The sequence below is a fragment of the Alcaligenes parafaecalis genome (assembly GCF_026344135.1).
GTDB classification, from domain to species: domain Bacteria; phylum Pseudomonadota; class Gammaproteobacteria; order Burkholderiales; family Burkholderiaceae_B; genus Alcaligenes; species Alcaligenes parafaecalis.
This window is the reverse complement of record NZ_JAPKNA010000005.1, coordinates 1-17,731: the sequence shown is the minus strand read 5'-3', so window position 1 is coordinate 17,731 and position 17,731 is coordinate 1. Positions and strand designations below refer to the sequence as shown.

The window sequence follows — 17,731 nt, the reverse complement described above, 5'->3', positions numbered from 1 at the left end:
AACCCGTATAGGGTTCAGGGAACATATAAATGGACAGTAGGCCCTGGAGACAGGGTGGGCCCAGGTGCTGGGCCGCCAACCAACGCGAGGGGTAGCGTCGGTTGGCAGTGACATTAAGTCAGATTACTTCTTGGCTTCAAAACCCAGGATCGGGCTCAGGCTGGCGTTAAAGGCAGCCACGGTGTCAGCGGAGCTACGCTCGGCCCACTTGGGCACCACGGTTTCGCTCATGACTTTCTTCAGCAGCTCACGGTCAGCGTCGGTAGGCTTGACCAGAGTCATCTTGCCTTTCAGAGGCTGGGTGCAAGCGTCAGCGCCGGTGTTGCAGTCGTAACCTTCCTGCGTTTCTTTAGCAGCAGCGGCCCAGATGTCTTCGGTCATGGTCTTGATGTTGCTGGCCAGGAACTCTTGGACCTTAGGATCAAGCTTGTTCCAGTTGCCCAGGTTGGCAGCGTGAATTTGCTGATTCCAGTTGATTGGCATTTCGTACAGGCTGGAGCTCACTTCGTACCACTTGGCCGAGTAGCCGGACATGGAGCCGGTGATGGCGCAATCGACCACACCGTTTTGCAGTGCAGGAACCACTTCACCAAATGGGATGGTTACGCTGTTGCCGCCCAGAGCCTGAACGAATTCAGCCTGTGTACGGCTGCTGGTACGCACTTTCTTGCCTTTCAGATCGCTCAGGCCGTTGAAGTTGCCGTTGCAAAACAGAACCTGGGCAGGGTAGGTGGAGAAACCCAGTACCTTGACGTTGTTCTTGGCGTAGAACTGCTCGTAAGCAGGGGTGAAGGCTTCGGTCAGCTTCTTGGCCACTTCGATATCGGGAGCCAGGCCAGCCAGGTCGATGGCTTCGTTAATGGAGTTGTCGCTGGCGAAGTAGGCCAGCGTTGCTGTACCAAAAGGAATCACGCCTTGACCGATCAAGCGCATGATTTCAGGACCTTTCAGGCCCATGTCGTTAAAGCCCTTGATATCAGCGGTGATCTGGCCACCGGACAGCTCAGGCACTTTCTTGGCCCAGAAGGGCTGCTCTGTGTTCTGGTAGGCAGTCAGGTTGCTCAAGCCACCGACAACTTTCAGGGAAGTCTTGGGCAGTTCCTGGGCCATCGTGGCAGAGCCCAGGGCCAGGGAGCCTAAAGCCAGGGAGGTCAGTACGATTTTTTTCATAAGGTGCTCCTAATAGCGGTCCAGCGGTATGGTTGATAGAGTGCGCTCTCTGGTTGGCAGGGAGCTGCATATTGAAACCAAAGGGGTGACCGGTTTTTTGTGCCGGTCAAAACTTGCTTACAGCGCGGCCAGCCGTGTGTTGGGCAGGTCCGTAATCAACATATGGCCAGGGGCATGCGTGATACAAAACTGCGGCTTGGCCTGGGCGGCGACGGCTTGAGGGGTAACGCCGCAAGCCCAGAAAACGGGTAATTCGTCGGGGCCGACTGGCACTGCATCGCCATAGTCGGGGTGTTGCAGATCGCTGATTCCGATCAGGGACGGGTCGCCGATATGAACCGGGGCACCGTGCACGGACGGAAAGCGCGAGGTGATCTGAATCGCACGGATGGCATCAGCGGCACGCATGGGGCGCATCGATACCACCAGAGGGCCAGCCAAACGCTGCGTGCCCTGGGTCTGGATCGAACTGCGATACATGGGCACATTCACACCTGCACTGATATGGCGCACATCAATTCCGTCGGCCAGCAGCGCTTCTTCAAACGAGAAGGAGCAGCCAATCAGAAAGGACACCAGATCATCGCGCCAGACATCTTCAATGTTCAGAGGCTCAGTGCTGAGCTCGCCGTTCTGCCAGACACGGTAACGAGGGAAGTCCGTGCGCAGATCAATCGAGCCACCCAGGGTGGGAACCTGAAACTGGCCGGGTTCCGTCACTGCCAATAAAGGGCAGGGTTTGGGGTTGCGCTGACAAAACAGCAAGAACTCATCGGCCCAGTCTTTAGGCAGAATCATCAGGTTGGCCTGCACATAGCCTGCGGCCAGTCCTGCGGTAGGACCAGTATGGGTTTCTTGACGAATCAGCTCGCGGCATTTTTCAGCCTCGGGCGCCAGCACAGGCAGGGTTTGCAGGTTCATGATGACCACTCGCACAAAGGGGGTTGATCACAGCCTCGGATTGCAACCGATCAGATAATGTGTGTCCAATCGTATGTTTGAATCCTAGGCCATAAGGATTACTTATCGGACTGCACGTATTGTTGCGCGATTTCTTGCGCGTGATTGGCAACGACTCGGGCAATATGGCTGTCCGGCGAGTCCATCCAACAGGCAAAAAATTCGATGGCAGGCAAAGGCTGATCCACTTTCAAAAGACGCAGTTTTCCCTCGGAAAGCTCGTCTTTTATGACCTCGGGAGCCAGCACGCTGGGACCCATGGCATGACGTGTCATTTGCACGATAGTGCTTAGCGATGCACTGCCAAAAATACGTGGGGATTTGACGCCAGCACGCAGCAGGGCTTCGCGTGTGGCCAGGTAAGGAACGCTACCGGAAGGGTAGGTGATTACAGGGTAAACCCCTAGTTCTGAAACGCTGACTTTTCGCCCATGCAGCTTCAAGTCCGGGCTGGCGACCCAGCCTAACTGATAAGCGCAAAGTCGAATGCACTGTTCTTTAGGGTCTTGGCCTACGCCCACAATCATGGCCATATCAATCTGGAAGCTGGCCAGTTGCTGACGCAGCACGCTGGTGGTGTCGACATGGATCTCGATCACCAAGGCCGGGTATTCTTGATGCAGCTTGTCGATCAGTTCATGCAACCAGGTTTGCACGATGGTTTCAGCCACGCCCAAACGCAGCAGTCCGCGAATGGCATTCTGCTCTTTGGCTGCGCGCAGCATCTCGGTGCGCAAGTCCAGCATGCGCTGGGCGTGCGACAGGAGCTCCTGACCTTTGTCGGTCAGTTTGATGCCCCGGGCGCCCCGATCAAACAAGCGCAGCTCCAGGCTGGATTCCAGCCCAGCGATGCGCTGAGAGATAGACGGTTGGGTTGTGTTGAGTTTTTCGGCAGCCGCCCGGAAACCGCCAAGCTCGGCAACCCATACAAAGGCTTCGATCTGTTTGAGATCAATCATGTTCCGGTCCAGAAAATAGGCAGTCTTATTATGCCTGATGGCTCTTGAGGCGCAGAGCGAGAGCAGACGGATATTTTTCGGCATCTTTGTTTGATTGGACGCGGCCACCACTATAATTCGCCCATGACTTGCAAGATATTGATTGTGCGTACGTCCTCATTGGGAGATCTGGTGCATATGCTGCCAGCGATCTCGGACATTGCACGCCATGTGCCCGGTGCACAGATTGATTGGCTCGTAGAAGAGAGCTTTGCCCAGATTCCTGGCTGGCATCCAGCCGTAAATGAAGTGATCCCGGTCGCACACCGGCGCTGGCGCAAACAATGGTGGTCTGCGCAGACGCGTCAGGAAAGGGCCGTACTGCGTGAGCAGTTGCAATCGCGTCAATACGATGTGGTTCTGGATATGCAGGCCCTGATGAAATCCATCTGGCTGGTGCGGCAGACCAAAGGTCGTCGTCATGGTCTGGACTGGAAGTCCGCGCGTGAGCCATTGGCCTCGCTTTTTTATGATGTGCGCCATCGTGTCGGCTTCTGGCAGCCTGCCGTGTTTCGTCAGCGCAGCCTGGCAGCCTCGGCCTTTGGTTATCAGTTTGACGGTGCACCGGACTTTGGTTTGCAGGGTCTGGCGGCGCAAGCGCCCAAGGATGAGGATCCTTACGCCATCATCATGCCCTCGGCCAGCCGGGACGATAAGCTCTGGGAGCCGGAGAACTGGCAACAGGTGTTTGATCGTTTGCAGGGTGAAGGGATGGCATTGCGATTGCTGGCAGGCAGCCCCGCCGAGTCAGAGCGAGCCGAGGCATTGATTGCAGGCCGTGCTCAGGCTCAGGTAATGCCCAGGATGGATTTGACGCCTATCGCCTTGCAATTGGCCGGTGCGCAAGTCATGGTGGGGCTGGACAGTGGTTTGACGCACTTGTCGGCCGGTTTGGGTCGTCCCACTATCGGTATCTATAAAGCATCCACGCCTGTGCGTACTCCCTTGGAAGGCTCGGCCTATACAGCCAGTCTGGGCGAACGCGGGCATCCTCCTTCGGCTGAAACCGTACTCTGTGCCATCGATCAGGCGCTGGGTCGGACAACAGCGCCTGAAGGGGTCTCGCTAGCGTCACAAAAAAGCTAGTTTGACTGTCACGGTCAATTCGTTTTTTTGTGAGCAGGCTTTGTGCTTACAATACGCGGTGCTAAGGGGCCTGCGGCCCCGCTTGGGCGCAGGCCTTTTTTCTGCTCCACCGCATCTTCTGTCTTTCTTCCCGACATCGCTAAGCCTGGCTTAGCTGCTGTTGATTTCGTACCGAGGCTTCGCGGGTGAACCGATTTTTTTATACCGCCTCTATTCGCATTCTGGCTCCAGCCTTGATGGCTTGGATGGGTTTGCGTGCCCGTCGAGCAGGTGGTGAGTGGCAGGTACTGTCGGGCCCCCGTTTTGGCTTTTATGGTGCCCTGCCAGCCCCTGAAAAAGCACCGGTGTGGGTTCATGCGGTTAGTCTCGGTGAAACGCGGGCTGCCCAGCCTTTGATTCGTGCCTTGCTGGATCAGGGCGAGACGGTCTTGCTGACGCATATGACAGTGACGGGTCGTACCGAAGGTGCGAATGCGTTTGCGGCCGAGATTGCCAGTGGTCAATTGTTGCAGCAATGGCTGCCTTACGACTTTCCAGGCTCGGTACGGCGTTTTTTTGCCCATTACCGTCCTTGTGCTGGCGTGCTGATCGAACGTGAAGTGTGGCCCAACTTGCTGGCCACTGCGCAGCGTCAAGGCGTCCCCATGATGCTGGCCAGTGCCCGATTTTCCGAAAATGCCCTGCGTACCAGTCTGAAAGCCGGTTCGGTGATGCGCAGAGCCTATCGCTCTTTCAAGCTGATTTACGCCCAAAGCCTGGCTGATGCCCAGCGTTTGGAGTTGGCTGGCGCGCAGGGTGTGCGAGTGTCCGGCAATTTGAAGTTTGATGTGGTGTTGCCGCAAGACAAGATTGAGCGTGGCCGAGGCTTTGCCAGTGCACTGGGACGGCGCGTGGTTGTGATCGCCAGTACGCGCGAGACCGAACACGCTGACTTCACGGATGCCATCGCCCATTACCTGCGTCGCGAACGTGAACATGGTAGCGAGTTGCATAGCCCGGTACTGTTCGTCTTGATTCCACGACACCCAGAGCGGTTTGACGAAGCTGCTGATTATTTGAACCAGCTCGGATTGCGTTCGGTGCGACGTAGTGAGCTGCTGGAGCAGGGCGATACCAGTACCAGTGCCATTCAGGCGTGCCGTGAAGTGGATGTCCTGCTAGGCGATACCATTGGTGAAATGCACTGGTATTACGGCATGGCGCGGGTAGCGATCGTGGCGGGCAGCTTCCAGCCTTTGGGCGGACAGAACTTTATCGAGGCTTGTGCTGTTGGTGTGCCCGTTATTGTGGGCCCGCATACTCATAATTTCGCCCAGGCGATGCAAGATGCCATGCAGGCAGGGGCCGCCATACGCGCTAGTACGCCGGCCTTGGCACTACAGCAGGCAGTGGAGCTGGTGGATGATCCGGCCCGGCATCACAAGATGGCCGATGCGGGTTTGCATTGGGTCCAGATGCATGAGGGCGCGGTGCAACGTGTTCTTTCTGGACTGGCGCAAATTCGCGATTCAAATACGTAGATTCTTATTAGTTAATAAGTATTTGGTTTTTACGCGTTTTGATATTTGTGGCGTGTTGTAGACAGCTTGTCTTGATTTGAATCAAGTTAAATAAAAAAGCCCGCATAAGCGGGCTTTTTTGAGATCTAAAAACTGATCGAAATCGATTTACAGTTTTTGGATGCTCTTAGCTTGTGGACCCTTTTGGCCTTCAGCCGACACGTACGAAACGCGTTGGTTTTCTTCCAAGGATTTAAAGCCCGTGCCCAAGATGTCGGAATGGTGAACGAAAAGATCTTTGCCACCGTTGTCGGGGGAGATAAAGCCGTAGCCTTTTTCGTTATTGAACCATTTCACGATACCGGTTTCTGTTTGCATTTCCTGCATTCCCTAAAAATGACGAGCAATCTGCTCAAAAAAGATTGTCAAGATGTAAAAATCAGGGCAATGAGTATTAGAAACAATACCGTATTGAACAAACTTCGACGAACTTGAAATCCTGCACCGCCAATCGTAGGGGGTATTTAACCTGTAAGTCAAGCTAAATCGACCCTCTGCGTGGTTTTCAGGCAGTGTTTGATCAACAATTACAACTAAGCTTGTTTCCCGTACGGACCCCTCTGCGCCCCTCGTTAAAGTCCGTGGTATTTACGACCAAATTCAAGCGTAGCATGAAAGAATCCGGCCTTGCTACCACAGTCGTAACGTGTGCCTTCATATTCATATGCATATACCGCACGACTTTCCAAAAGACTGGCAATTCCATCCGTTAATTGAATCTCGCCACCGACCCCTGCTTGAGTGCGTCGCAAGTGATCAAAGATTTCCGGTTCCAATACATAACGGCCTACAACGGCTTGTGTAGAAGGAGCTACTTCGGGTTCTGGTTTTTCAATAATTCCATTAAGCCGAGTCGCTTTGGAATCGACTAAATTACCCGACACAATTCCATATTTATTTGTTTCATTTCTATTTACATTTTGTGTCGCGACAATACTACCGTTGTATTGATGCGCTGCCTCAACCAGTTGTCTGGAGACAGGTGTCGTAGCGTCGATCAGGTCGTCGGCCAGCAGCACGAGGAAAGGTTCGTTGCCTACGATAGGGGCTGCGCATAGCACAGCATGACCCAGGCCCAGCGCGCGTGGCTGGCGAGTGTAGATACAGCACACATGGCTGGGGATGATGTTCTGGACGGCATCCAGGAGCTCCAGCTTGTTTTTACCTTCCAGCTCGTGTTCCAGTTCGGGCAGACTATCGAAGTGATCCTCAATCGCCCGTTTGTTGCGACCAGTAATAAAGATCAATTCAGTGACACCCGCCGCGATGGCTTCTTCGACGGCATATTGAATCAGCGGTTTGTCGACAATAGGCAACATTTCCTTAGGCATGGCTTTCGTGGCAGGCAGAAAGCGCGTGCCTAGACCGGCGACGGGGAAAACAGCTTTGCGTATGGGTTTCATAATGTCGTCAATCGTGGCTCAGGGTGCGGAAGGGGTGGGGTGACTGGGTGCGCCAAGTTGAATGGCATCCTGATTGCGTTGCGAAAACTGCCGGGGTTCACGACCTTGCTCGCTGGGGGGCGTACCAAAAAAGCCTTGTCCAAAGGCCAGCAGGGCTACGTTAGCCACCAGGATCAGTATGAAAAGCAGTCGCATCGTCGATGCCCTGAAAAATACAGTTCAACCCGAGATTGTACGGGCAGGCGGGTTTAAGTTCATCCGTTTTAATGCCAATCGTATCGATGGGTCACTTGGGCTATGCCGTGTACGAACCTGTTTTAACAGTGAGTGCGTTCGATCAAGGCTTGGGCGCAAACAGTGCCAGTCCTCGCAGCGCGGGAGTTTCCAGTTCGCGGAGTTCCGGGACTTCTATAGTTAGCAGGCGACAATGGCTACTTAATTGTTCTAACAGTTCTTGCTGCGCCAGTGCACGACCGCCACCTGCCACAAAGATCAATGGACTGTGCCCCAGGTGTTGGCGGCCTTTTTCCCACTGTCGTAATACAGCCCCTGCCTGAGCGGCTGCTACTCCTGTGCTAATAGCGGCTTGAGTATTTCGAGGGAAAGCCGCTGTCTGACCGTGGGCCTCAGGAAGCTGCGCCGTGTTTTGCTTCAGGGACGCCAGCATCAGACTGGGTCCGGGCAGAATAGATCCACCCAAAAAGTGGCGTATTCCATCTTGTGCGGGGCCCAGCAGGTCAATCGTTGTCGCCGTGCCAAAGCTGATCAGCAACGCGCCTTGCTGTGCAGGATATTCATGAGCCAACAAGTCGCTCAGACCTAATAAAGAAGCCCAGCGATCTGCGCCCAATTGGCTGGCTTGCTCATAATCATTGTGCAGCCCAAAAACCTGCTCCTGGGCTTGCAGCCAGCGCACGGGGCCCAGGCCCAAGCGACTGACTGCCGCATCAATTTGTGCTTGAACCTGTGGGCCTGCCACGTTGACGCCTAGCGCTTGCATGCCTTTTTGACAGGCAAACTCCTGTAGCGGGGCCTGGCCCGCTTCCAGCCAAACGGCCAATTGATCCAATTGATCCGCGTGCAAGCTAACCGGCTGGCTTTCGCGCGCGCCGGTTAAAGGATGACACCACCCTAATTTGATACGGGTGTTGCCAGAGTCGATAAGCAAGGTCATGCCGGGTTGTCAGCGCTAAAAAGGAGCCAGTATAGCGATCAGCGTTGGGCGCGAACGGAAACTTCGCCCACGGTTACCGCACGTTCGGAACCATCAGGGTGACGTAACAGTAGCTGCCCCGAGGTATTAATGCCGGTCACGATGCCTGTGTGCAGGACCTGACCATTGTCGATGATATGAACCTGCTGACCAATCAGTGCGTCCACCTGTGCGTACCGTGTGGGCAGATCGGCAAAGCCGTGGGCCGTGACATGGTTCAGGCTCAAATACAGACTTTGGGCAACCTTGGCCACAATATCGGCACACCGCACCAAGGAGGCTTGCTGCGAGTGCTCAGCAATGCTGCTCCAGTCAGCAATCGCGCGCTGGGTGTTCTGGCTGATGATGGCAGCTTCGCGCAGATTCAGCCCTATACCAATAATGACAACGTGATGGTCGCTGGAACTGGGCGCTGCGCTGGCTCGGGTCGCTTCCACCAGAATGCCGGACAGCTTGGCCTGATCCCACAGCACGTCATTCGGCCATTTCATGGCCAGACGATTGCGCACCGCCGGTTCCAGTAACTGGCGTAGCGCTTCAGTTGTTGCCAGGCCAGAGAGCGGCGAGAGCGTAGGCAATTGCCGCGTCGGCAAAAAAATATCGAAAGCACAGGAAAACATCAGATTGGCACCGATACTGTTTTCCCAGGTGCGTCCGGCACGCCCACGGCCACGGCTTTGCAAATGTGCACCCAATAACCAGGGACGCACACGCGGACCAGCCTCCTGGCGAGCCAGGGCAAGCAGATCCGCGTTCGTCGATTCGGTGGAGTCTACCCAGCGGATCTGAGGGAAATGCGGCAAGCGCGTGCGCAACTCGGCGACCATATCGCGAGGGCTGGGTAAAGTGAATGCAGAAGAGGTATTCATGACAATCCGGTACACTGGATGAGTTAAACGTAATCTTATGTGATATTTGATCTGAGCATGTCTGAACGCGTAGATACAATCCAATTTTCCGGCCAGGCCGGTGTTATTGACTGTGCTCTGGACTGGCCAGCAGGCGAGCCCAAGGGTTGGGCCTTGTTGCTGCACCCCCATCCCCTGCATGGCGGGGCACGTAATAACAAAGTCGTGACAACCTTGTCGCGCAGCGCCACTCAACATGGTTTGCTGGCCGTACGTCCGGATTTCCGTGGTGTCGGAAAATCCGCCGGTGAATTCGACAGCAGCCGCGGCGAAACTGCCGATATGCTGGCCTTGATCGAGCAATTCCCATCGCATTTCCCGCAGTGGAACTCCGGCCCATCCATGTTGGCCGGTTTTTCATTTGGCACTGCGGTTGCTGCTCAAGTGTATGCCAGTCTGCAAGAAGCCCAGGCAAGCTTGCCCAGCGCTTTCATCCTGACTGGCACCGCGGTCAATCGTTTCCGATTCCGCGATGTCAGCCCGCCTGCTGATACCTTATTAGTGCACGGTGAAACAGACGATGTCGTTCCCTTGCCGGAAGGCATGGATTTTGCACGCCAACATCAGTTGCCCATGGTGGTTCTGCCCGATGCGGGTCACTTTTTTCATGGCAAGCTGATTCAGTTGCGCGAGCTGGTTAGCCGTCATTTGGCCGGGCTTGGAACCTAAGCCGGGTTTTGCTTTCAAATCGTTGCGTTTTCCCGCTCAGACTCAGGGGCCTTGCCCCTCACAGGCCCAGATGGCTCTGCCATAATGGGTTCTTTCCGCCACTGTCAAAGCAATCGATTTTTCCCATGACTTCTATTCAAAAATTTGCATCTCCGGTCCTCTCCCGTTGTGTGGTGGCACTTGCCTTGGCGCTGCCTATGGTGGCTCAGGCACAAACTCAAACCCCTGCCCCGACAGAATCGGCCCAAGTGCTTGGCGCTCAGACGCCTGCCTTGCCGGGTGATTTGTCCGTGGTGCCCGCACCTGGCCTGACGGCCCGTGCCTGGTTGTCCATGGACGTTAATAGTGGCCAGATCATCGCGGCAGAAGGCTTGAACGAGCGGGTTGAGCCTGCCTCCCTGACCAAGCTGATGACGGCCTATCTGGTCTTTGATGCACTGGAATCCGGTCGTCTGAAGCTGGACCAAACCGTTGTGATTTCGGACAAGGCATGGCGCACCGAAGGTTCGCGCATGTTTGTGAAGGTCAACTCGCAAGTGCCCGTGAATGATCTGCTGCAAGGCGTGATCGTGCAGTCGGGTAACGATGCTTCTGTCGCTCTGGCTGAAGCCGTTGCGGGTAGCGAAGGTGCGTTTGCCGCCTTGATGAACGAAGAAGCGGCCAAGCTGGGTCTGACGGCCACGCATTTCAAGAACTCCACCGGCCTGCCTGATCCTGATCATCTGACCTCGGTCCGCGATCTGGGTGTGTTGTCCGCGGCGCTGGTTGCCCGCTTTCCCCAGTATCTGCACTACTACAGCCAAAAAGAGTACACCTACAACAATATCAAGCAGCCCAACCGTAACCGCCTGCTGTGGCTGGACAACACGGTTGATGGCCTGAAAACCGGCCACACTCAATCGGCAGGTTACTGCCTGGTGTCGACCGCCTTGCGCGACGGCCGTCGTGTAGTGTCGGTGGTTGTGGGTACCGCGAACGATGCTGCCCGTACAGAAAACAGCCTGAAGCTTCTGAACTGGAGCTTCCAGAACTTTGAGACGGTCAAGCTGTACGACGCCAGTAATCCTGCTGTCACCGCCCGTGTTTGGGAAGGTGAGGTCGAGAACGTAGGCCTGGGTACGGAAGGTGCCTTGTGGCTGACGGTTCCTCGCGGCAAGTCTTCGGAGATCAAGCCCGTTGCCAACTACACCCAGCCTTTGCTGGCTCCGTTGAGCAAGGGTGACAAGGTCGGTACACTGACTTTGTCCCTGGATGGCAAAGTCCTGGCCGAGCAGCCATTGCTGGTGCTGCAGGACGTGCCCGAGGCAGGCTTTTTTGGTCGCATGGCCGACAAAGTGCGCTTGATGTTTGAGTAATCCCTTGGTGCGAGGCTGAACCTATGATTGCAGGCATTGATCCCGACAGTATTGTTTATTTGAACGGCGATTTCGTACGCTTGGGCGAAGCCAAGATCTCGGTACTGGATCGCGGCTTCATCTTTGGCGACGGCATCTACGATGTCGTGCCTGCTTATCACGGTAAACCGTTTCGTATTGACGGACACCTGGGGCGTTTGGAGCGCAGTCTGGCAAAAGTAGGCATCACCAATCCCTTTACGCGTCGTGAATGGGAAAAGCTGGTGCTGGATATGCTGGCCCGTTCGGGGCGTGGTGCTGATTGCATGGTCTACATTCAGGTGACCCGTGGTGTTGCCAAGCGCGAACATGCCTTCCCCAGCAATGTGGCGCCCAGTATCTTCATCATGGTCTCGCCCTTCAAGCGTGTGCAGCAAGAACGCGAGACGGGCTTGAAGGCGGTGGCCATTGAAGATGAGCGCTGGCTGCGTTGCGATATAAAATCCGTTTCTTTGCTGGGCAATGTGTTGGCCAAGCAGCAGGCGGTTGAAGCCGGTGTGGACGAGGTCATTCAGTTTAGAGACGGTTTTCTGACCGAAGGGGCCTCCTGCAATATCTGGATTGTGCGCGACGGCACCTTGCTGGCACCCATGCGTAACAATTTGATCCTGGAAGGGATTCGCTACAGTTTGATGGAAGAGCTGGCCGCCCAGGCGGGCATAGCTTTTCAGGCGCGTCAGATCTCTCGTGAAGAGGTCGACACTGCCGACGAAATTATGATGACGTCAGCCACCAAAGAGGTGCTGCCCATCGTTGTATTTAACGGTCAGCCCGTCGGTGACGGACGACCCGGCCCTGTCTTTGCGAAATTACGTGAAGGCTATGACAAGGCCATCAAGGCTGCGGAGCAAGCATGACTATTTCCCCTGAAGAATCGTTGATCGAGTACCCCAGTGACTTTCCTATCAAGGTGATGGGGCAAACCCACGACGCCTTGCAGGACGAATTGCTGGCCATTGTGCTGGAACACGACCCTGACTTTGATGCCGCTACGATTGAAGTACGTCCCAGCAAGGCAGGCAACTACATGGGCCTGACATTCACCGTTCGCGCCGTTTCGCGCGAGCAACTGGATAATTTGTACCGTGCCCTGCATGCGCATCATCTTGTGCGCGTGGTGATGTAAGCAGGGATCAGGCGTTCATGTCCGACTCAGTTCGTATCAAGTGGTTTGAGCGGCCTAGCGCCTATGAACCTCTCTGGCAAGCAATGCGCGAGTTTACCGAGCAGCGCGGGTCAGAGACCCCTGATGAAATCTGGCTTGTCGAACACACACCTGTCTATACCCAGGGACAGGCTGGCAAGCCGGAGCATTTGCTTAACCCCGGTGGCATCCCTGTGGTGCAAACCGACCGAGGCGGGCAAATCACCTATCACGGCCCTGGGCAGTTAATGGTGTACTGCCTGTTTGATCTGCGCCGGGTAGGCCTCTACGTCAAAGAATATGTTCGTCTCCTGGAAGACGCGGTCATCAGTTGCCTGACGCATTTTGGTGTCGAGGGCGCGTGCTGCAAACCGGGGGCACCCGGTGTATACGTGCCGCAAGAGGCGGCAAACCAGGAACTGGCCAAGATTTCCGCCTTGGGAATAAAAATTCGTAATGGCCGTTCTTATCATGGCCTGGCGTTGAACATCAGCATGGATTTGAGCCCTTTTAACGGCATCAATCCCTGTGGCTATGAAGGTCTGCAAACGACGGACATGCGCTCGCAAGGCATTAACGTGTCTATGGACGAAGCCGCGCAGTATCTATGCACGTATTTAAGTCGAGCACTGGCCCAACGTAGCCAGCTTGTCAGCGTTTGAGTGGCTGGTCTGGGGATTTACTGGGCACCGCGTAACGCGATGCTCAGTCTCAAATATCGCTATTGACCAGGACAGTGCGCTGTTTCAGGTACCAATCCATTGCGGCGCGCGTTTTTGAATGAAGGCATCAATGCCTTCGCAGGCGTCATTGCTCATCATATTGTCTGCCATGACTTGGCCTGCATAGTCGTAGGCCTGTTCAAGAGCCAGGCTGCGTTGGCGGTAAAACATGGCTTTGCCAGCACGCACCGCGACCGGGCTCTTGGCCAAAACACTGTCGGCCAACTTCTGGACAGTTTGATCCAGTTGGTCTTCAGGGACTGCGTAATTAATCAGTCCTAGCTCCTGCGCCCGCTGGGCACTGATGAACTCACCAGTCATCAGCATTTCCATGGCGGCCTTGGGCGGTACGCAGCGTGACAGGGCAACGGCCGGGGTAGAGCAGAACAGGCCGACATTAATGCCGGAGACTGCAAAGCGAGCGGATTCCGTGGCCACAGCCATATCGCAGGTAGCGACCAACTGACAGCCAGCAGCGGTGGCCAGTCCTTGTACTCGAGCGATCACGGGCACCGGCAATGCCAGCACACCTTGCATGACGCGACTGCAGCGGCTGAACAAATCCCGGTAGTAGTCGTGCTCGGGCTTGGAGCGCATCTGTTTCAGATCGTGCCCGGCACAAAAGGCTTTGCCTTCTGCCTGAATAATGACGCACTGCAGGCTTGGGTCATGGGCCAGCTTGTCCAGAATGTGTTGTAAAGAATCCAACACTTCCTCAGACAGGGCGTTGTACTTTGCGGGCTGGTTCAAGGTGATGCGGGCCAGTCCTTGATGCTGTTCCAGCAGGACGGGATCGGCCAGGTGTTCTTGTGACATGCAAGTCTCCGTACTTATAGTATGTGCAGGTTTTATTTTCGGGTGTTGCTGCATCGTTAGGTCGACCTCTATATTAGAGGGGTCTGGCACAAACTATCGCCCTTGTTCTAGGCGCTTGTAAAGCGAAGGGGCTACAATTGGCCACTGCGCCCATCGTTCAGTGATGTTGCCCGCACGCTGTTTTTCTATTTAGACGCCTATGACCACCCCTACAGATACGTCCGTCGATTCCAAACCTACTGTTCGCCCTCGCGTTGTCGACTACGACGCAACGCAAAAGCAGAAGGCCGAGGCCAAGACCTCGCGCATTCCAATCAAGGTCGTGCAGGCAGAGCGTTTGAAAAAGCCTGAGTGGATTCGGGTGAAGGCGGCAGCACCAAACTCCCGGTTCTACGAGATCAAGGAAACTCTGCGCGAGCACAAATTGTTCTCGGTGTGCGAAGAAGCGTCCTGTCCCAATATCGGGGAGTGCTTTGGCAAGGGCACAGCCACCTTCATGATCATGGGTGATAAGTGCACACGTCGTTGCCCTTTCTGTGACGTAGGCCATGGCCGTCCTGACCCTCTGGACGAAAACGAGCCAGCCAACCTGGCCAAGGCGATAGGCGCCATGAAGCTGTCCTACGTGGTGATTACCTCCGTAGACCGTGACGACTTGCGCGATGGCGGTGCCGCCCATTTTGTTGAATGTATCCGTCAGGTGCGTGAGCATTCGCCTACCACGACCATTGAAGTGCTGGTGCCGGACTTCCGCGCCCGTCTGGATCGTGCCTTGGGTATCCTGAATGCCTGCCCTCCTGATGTGATGAACCACAACCTGGAGACGGTGCCACGTTTGTACAAACAGGCTCGCCCTGGTTCTGATTACCATCACTCCTTGAAGTTGCTGCAAGAGTTCAAGAAGCTGCATCCAAACATTCCAACTAAATCCGGTTTGATGGTTGGTCTGGGCGAAACCAACGAAGAGATTCTGGAAGTGATGCGCGATATGCGTGCTCACGATATTGATATGCTGACCATCGGCCAGTATCTGCAACCATCCGGGCACCACTTGCCTGTGATGCGTTACGTGACGCCTGACGAGTTCCTGATGTTTGAACGCGAAGCCTATGCAATGGGCTTTACCCATGCGGCCGTTGGTGCCATGGTGCGTTCGTCCTATCACGCTGATCAGCAAGCGCATGCAGCAGGTGTGCAACCATAAAGAGAGAAGGGGGGATAACTCTCCGCTTTCATCTGAAAAGCCCGGTCGCTTGGCCGGGTTTTTTTTATGTCTGCTCTTATATAGAGGCTTGTTGGGTTACGTCTTGTGTAGTCGACCAGGCATATCAGCCTCTCTAGGCTATCTTGTCGCTGTCCTTCGATTCAATCCGGCGCAGCGTGGAGCTGAGGTGGAGTGAGGCGAGTGGGTTGGTAGTTTTTGCCTGTTGGGCTATCTACCCATCTCTATTTGCTGTGATGAGAGCATGTCGAGTAGCGGGACAAGTTAAAGGGCCGTAACCGGCCCTTTAACTTGTCCCGAATATGTGCGTGATCGCTTTTCAGCTAGAAGCTGGAGGCTCCACTGCATCGCCCAGTGTCAGGGCGCGGGTCGACAAGCTCTCTATATAAGGTTCCAGGGTTTCGTCATAGTCTTCGACGCCCAGATACCAGGCCGTCAGGCCTTTGCTGTCTTGTTTGAGATCAGTCCAGCAGAATAAAGAGCGGTCAAAAGAGTCCTTGATGGTCTCATTAACAAACTTGAACAGTTCATCTAGCAAGGGAAGGCTGGCCAGGGGGACGGCGAACGGCGTCTCCCCTTGAAATTGCCAGCTATATTGTTCGAGCAGTTCGTTCGACCAAAGAGCATGTTGTTCTGAAGAGCTTAATTCTGGATTGGCAGGGCTTAAAGGCATGGTTCAGGATCAGGTAAGGGGAACGGATGGTTAAGCGCCAGTGGCAAACCATTGTATGGGGGTGGCACCCTGCTCTTTGAGCCAGTCATTGGCTTGCTGGAAATGACCGCAACCAATAAAAGGCACAGGGGGGCGGCGCGCAGCCAAGGGGGAAGGGTGATTCGCCTTCAAAATCAGATAGGGGTGCTGAGAGTGCTGCTGGATCAAGGCCTCTTTGGCTTGGGCGTGAGCACCCCACAACATATAAACAATAGGCTGCGTACTTTGCTGAGCCAGGTTCATCAGCAGGGAGTCAGTAATCTGTTCCCAGCCTTTCTTGGCGTGAGAGGCAGGTAAACCGTCTTCTACTGTTAGCGATGTATTCAATAGCAAGACACCTTGTCGGCCCCAGTTGCTTAAATCATGGCTGCTTGGCAAAGCGGTGTCGGGATATTCCAGCTCCAGCTCTTTAAAGATATTGCGCAGACTGGGTGGAGCCGGGCAGGTGTCAGGCACAGAAAATGACAGGCCCTGTGCTTGATTGGGGCCGTGATAAGGATCTTGGCCCAGAATCACTACGCTGACTTTCTGCAATGGCAGCAGTTCCAGCGCGCGGAAAGGGGCGGCCGGGTAAATAGAGGCGCCATCCTGGCACTCCTTGTCCAACCATTTGGCCAGAGTTGCCAATATGTCTTGCAGCTCCGGGCGATCCAATGTTGCGCGCCAGTCGTTGGGAAGGCGGGCAGCTTGAGTCAGGATGTTCTCGGTCAGGAGATTGCCGGAGAGCATTTCTTCGCCAATCAGACTGAGCTGTGCCGCAGGGGCTTGAGAAGATGAGCGGGCCATAGTCTGCATACAGAGTTATTTGTCCGCCTATTGTAATAGGGGAGAGGTGGCCTACCTATCTGCTTGGGTGGGGGGTCTCTATATAGAGAGGTTTGTCGGTCAAAAGTAGGGCGCTTGGCATGCCTCTATATATAGAGGGATGACTGGCTCTATATATAGAGTGTTGCAGACTAGGTTCAAGATTGGCGATCCATGGTGATAGTCGGGTCTTTGCTCAACCTACCCCGGGATCGCAACTGCATTCTCATCTTGTCTGTCTGTCTGCGAAAACACTTTGGAGGGGGAACTCAGTGCAAATCGAGAGAATCGATACTGAGCTGGAGAGGAAAAGCCTGGAATCGACCTGTTCTGCGATGAGCATCCTGGTGTTTCACAGGCCTGTTCTGGTGTCCCTCCTGCTATGAACGAGATATAGCCATTTCAGTATCATTTAGTTCCATTTAGGATTTCTTATATATAACAATGATCTAAGTGGAAATACACTGTAAACCTCCTCTTTTGCATGAAATATTCAGGTAAAAAACTTGCCAAGTCGAAAATCATCGTGCTATAGTTCTTTTCTCGCTGCAGCACACACAGGGTTTTCCCGAGGCGCCGCAGAGAGCAGTTAGCCAAGATTCACCGCCTTGACCAAGAGGTCCGCACCGAAGCTTGAATGACTGAGTCAGGTAACTGACACGGCGTAAAACCCGGAGCTTGACAAATCAGAAAATTCTGTGTTAAAGTTCTAGGTTCTGCTCCAGAGAACGCAACGTTAAGTTTTTAAGCGGTTTCGAAGGTTGAAACGGATTTGAAAATTTACCCTTGTTTGTGAAGTTGGATAGTTAGCCTTACGGTTGATTGTTCGCCAGGTAGGACGGAACGAAAGTTCTGGTTAAGCGGGACGAGTTGGACGGTTTTAAAACTTTCTAACTTCTTCAAAAAAACGCTTGACACACTGCCTGATCTGCTTCATAATCTCGTTTCTCT

19 protein-coding genes are annotated in these 17,731 nt (G+C 54.6%); 8 read left to right on the top strand and 11 right to left on the bottom strand.

Going from position 1 to position 17,731, the window contains the following annotated elements:
* Positions 1 to 123: 123 nt before the first annotated feature.
* From OSH09_RS14950 to OSH09_RS14940, 3 genes are all read right to left on the bottom strand, one after another.
* On the bottom strand, positions 124 to 1,170 hold the full coding sequence (locus OSH09_RS14950) for a TRAP transporter substrate-binding protein (protein ID WP_207872949.1): 1,047 nt from the start codon (positions 1,168 to 1,170) through the stop codon (positions 124 to 126).
* Positions 1,171 to 1,287: 117 nt separating this feature from the next.
* On the bottom strand, positions 1,288 to 2,091 hold the full coding sequence (locus tag OSH09_RS14945) for a putative hydro-lyase (RefSeq protein WP_222669211.1): 804 nt from the start codon (positions 2,089 to 2,091) through the stop codon (positions 1,288 to 1,290).
* A gap of 98 nt (positions 2,092 to 2,189) precedes the next feature.
* On the bottom strand, positions 2,190 to 3,089 hold the full coding sequence (locus OSH09_RS14940; RefSeq protein WP_222669210.1) for a LysR family transcriptional regulator: 900 nt from the start codon (positions 3,087 to 3,089) through the stop codon (positions 2,190 to 2,192).
* Between the two features lie 123 nt (positions 3,090 to 3,212).
* Between OSH09_RS14940 and waaC the strand changes: the two genes are divergently transcribed.
* The gene (gene waaC / locus OSH09_RS14935) at positions 3,213 to 4,214 is read left to right on the top strand and encodes a lipopolysaccharide heptosyltransferase I (RefSeq protein WP_266121433.1); all 1,002 of its coding nucleotides are present in this window, start codon (positions 3,213 to 3,215) and stop codon (positions 4,212 to 4,214) included.
* A 185-nt stretch (positions 4,215 to 4,399) separates the two neighbouring features.
* Positions 4,400 to 5,734 (top strand): 3-deoxy-D-manno-octulosonic acid transferase, encoded by a 1,335-nt coding sequence (locus tag OSH09_RS14930; protein ID WP_266121432.1) that lies wholly within the window; start codon positions 4,400 to 4,402, stop codon positions 5,732 to 5,734.
* Positions 5,735 to 5,881: 147 nt separating this feature from the next.
* On the opposite strand, the gene OSH09_RS14925 is transcribed toward OSH09_RS14930, so the two are convergent.
* From OSH09_RS14925 to OSH09_RS14905, 5 genes are all read right to left on the bottom strand, one after another.
* Positions 5,882 to 6,091: a cold-shock protein gene (locus OSH09_RS14925; protein ID WP_026483779.1), complete on the bottom strand. Its 210-nt coding sequence runs from the start codon at positions 6,089 to 6,091 to the stop codon at positions 5,882 to 5,884.
* Positions 6,092 to 6,345: 254 nt separating this feature from the next.
* Positions 6,346 to 7,176: a UTP--glucose-1-phosphate uridylyltransferase GalU gene (gene galU / locus OSH09_RS14920; RefSeq protein ID WP_266121431.1), complete on the bottom strand. Its 831-nt coding sequence runs from the start codon at positions 7,174 to 7,176 to the stop codon at positions 6,346 to 6,348.
* Positions 7,177 to 7,194: 18 nt separating this feature from the next.
* Entirely contained in the window at positions 7,195 to 7,371 is a 177-nt protein-coding gene (locus tag OSH09_RS14915) for a hypothetical protein (RefSeq protein WP_266121430.1), read from the bottom strand.
* Between the two features lie 142 nt (positions 7,372 to 7,513).
* Entirely contained in the window at positions 7,514 to 8,350 is an 837-nt protein-coding gene (locus OSH09_RS14910; protein ID WP_266121429.1) for a type III pantothenate kinase, read from the bottom strand.
* A gap of 38 nt (positions 8,351 to 8,388) precedes the next feature.
* Positions 8,389 to 9,258 carry a biotin--[acetyl-CoA-carboxylase] ligase gene (locus OSH09_RS14905; RefSeq protein ID WP_266121428.1) on the bottom strand — a complete coding sequence of 290 codons (870 nt, stop codon included), beginning with the start codon at positions 9,256 to 9,258 and terminating at the stop codon, positions 8,389 to 8,391.
* Between the two features lie 57 nt (positions 9,259 to 9,315).
* On the opposite strand from OSH09_RS14905, the gene OSH09_RS14900 reads away from it, so the two are divergent.
* From OSH09_RS14900 to lipB, 5 genes are all read left to right on the top strand, one after another.
* Positions 9,316 to 9,966: an alpha/beta hydrolase gene (locus OSH09_RS14900; RefSeq protein ID WP_266121427.1), complete on the top strand. Its 651-nt coding sequence runs from the start codon at positions 9,316 to 9,318 to the stop codon at positions 9,964 to 9,966.
* 125 nt (positions 9,967 to 10,091) lie between these two features.
* Positions 10,092 to 11,321, top strand: coding sequence for a D-alanyl-D-alanine carboxypeptidase family protein (locus OSH09_RS14895; protein ID WP_207872959.1), 1,230 nt, complete (start codon positions 10,092 to 10,094; stop codon positions 11,319 to 11,321).
* Positions 11,322 to 11,344: 23 nt separating this feature from the next.
* Positions 11,345 to 12,217, top strand: a complete 873-nt coding sequence (locus OSH09_RS14890) for a D-amino acid aminotransferase (protein ID WP_153228819.1) — start codon at positions 11,345 to 11,347, stop codon at positions 12,215 to 12,217.
* Positions 12,214 to 12,486 carry a DUF493 family protein gene (locus OSH09_RS14885; RefSeq protein ID WP_266121426.1) on the top strand — a complete coding sequence of 91 codons (273 nt, stop codon included), beginning with the start codon at positions 12,214 to 12,216 and terminating at the stop codon, positions 12,484 to 12,486. Before OSH09_RS14890 ends, OSH09_RS14885 begins: the two co-directional genes overlap by 4 nt.
* Before the next feature lie 17 nt (positions 12,487 to 12,503).
* On the top strand, positions 12,504 to 13,166 hold the full coding sequence (lipB, locus tag OSH09_RS14880) for a lipoyl(octanoyl) transferase LipB (RefSeq protein ID WP_266121425.1): 663 nt from the start codon (positions 12,504 to 12,506) through the stop codon (positions 13,164 to 13,166).
* 84 nt (positions 13,167 to 13,250) lie between these two features.
* Here lipB and OSH09_RS14875 read toward each other — a convergent pair whose 3' ends face one another.
* On the bottom strand, positions 13,251 to 14,042 hold the full coding sequence (locus OSH09_RS14875; RefSeq protein ID WP_222669203.1) for an enoyl-CoA hydratase: 792 nt from the start codon (positions 14,040 to 14,042) through the stop codon (positions 13,251 to 13,253).
* A 199-nt stretch (positions 14,043 to 14,241) separates the two neighbouring features.
* Between OSH09_RS14875 and lipA the strand changes: the two genes are divergently transcribed.
* Positions 14,242 to 15,246 (top strand): lipoyl synthase, encoded by a 1,005-nt coding sequence (gene lipA / locus OSH09_RS14870; RefSeq protein WP_207872967.1) that lies wholly within the window; start codon positions 14,242 to 14,244, stop codon positions 15,244 to 15,246.
* Between the two features lie 337 nt (positions 15,247 to 15,583).
* On the opposite strand, the gene OSH09_RS14865 is transcribed toward lipA, so the two are convergent.
* Positions 15,584 to 15,937, bottom strand: coding sequence for a hypothetical protein (locus tag OSH09_RS14865; RefSeq protein WP_222669201.1), 354 nt, complete (start codon positions 15,935 to 15,937; stop codon positions 15,584 to 15,586).
* Between the two features lie 30 nt (positions 15,938 to 15,967).
* The gene (locus OSH09_RS14860) at positions 15,968 to 16,705 is read right to left on the bottom strand and encodes a uracil-DNA glycosylase (protein WP_266121578.1); all 738 of its coding nucleotides are present in this window, start codon (positions 16,703 to 16,705) and stop codon (positions 15,968 to 15,970) included.
* Positions 16,706 to 17,731: the final 1,026 nt, after the last annotated feature.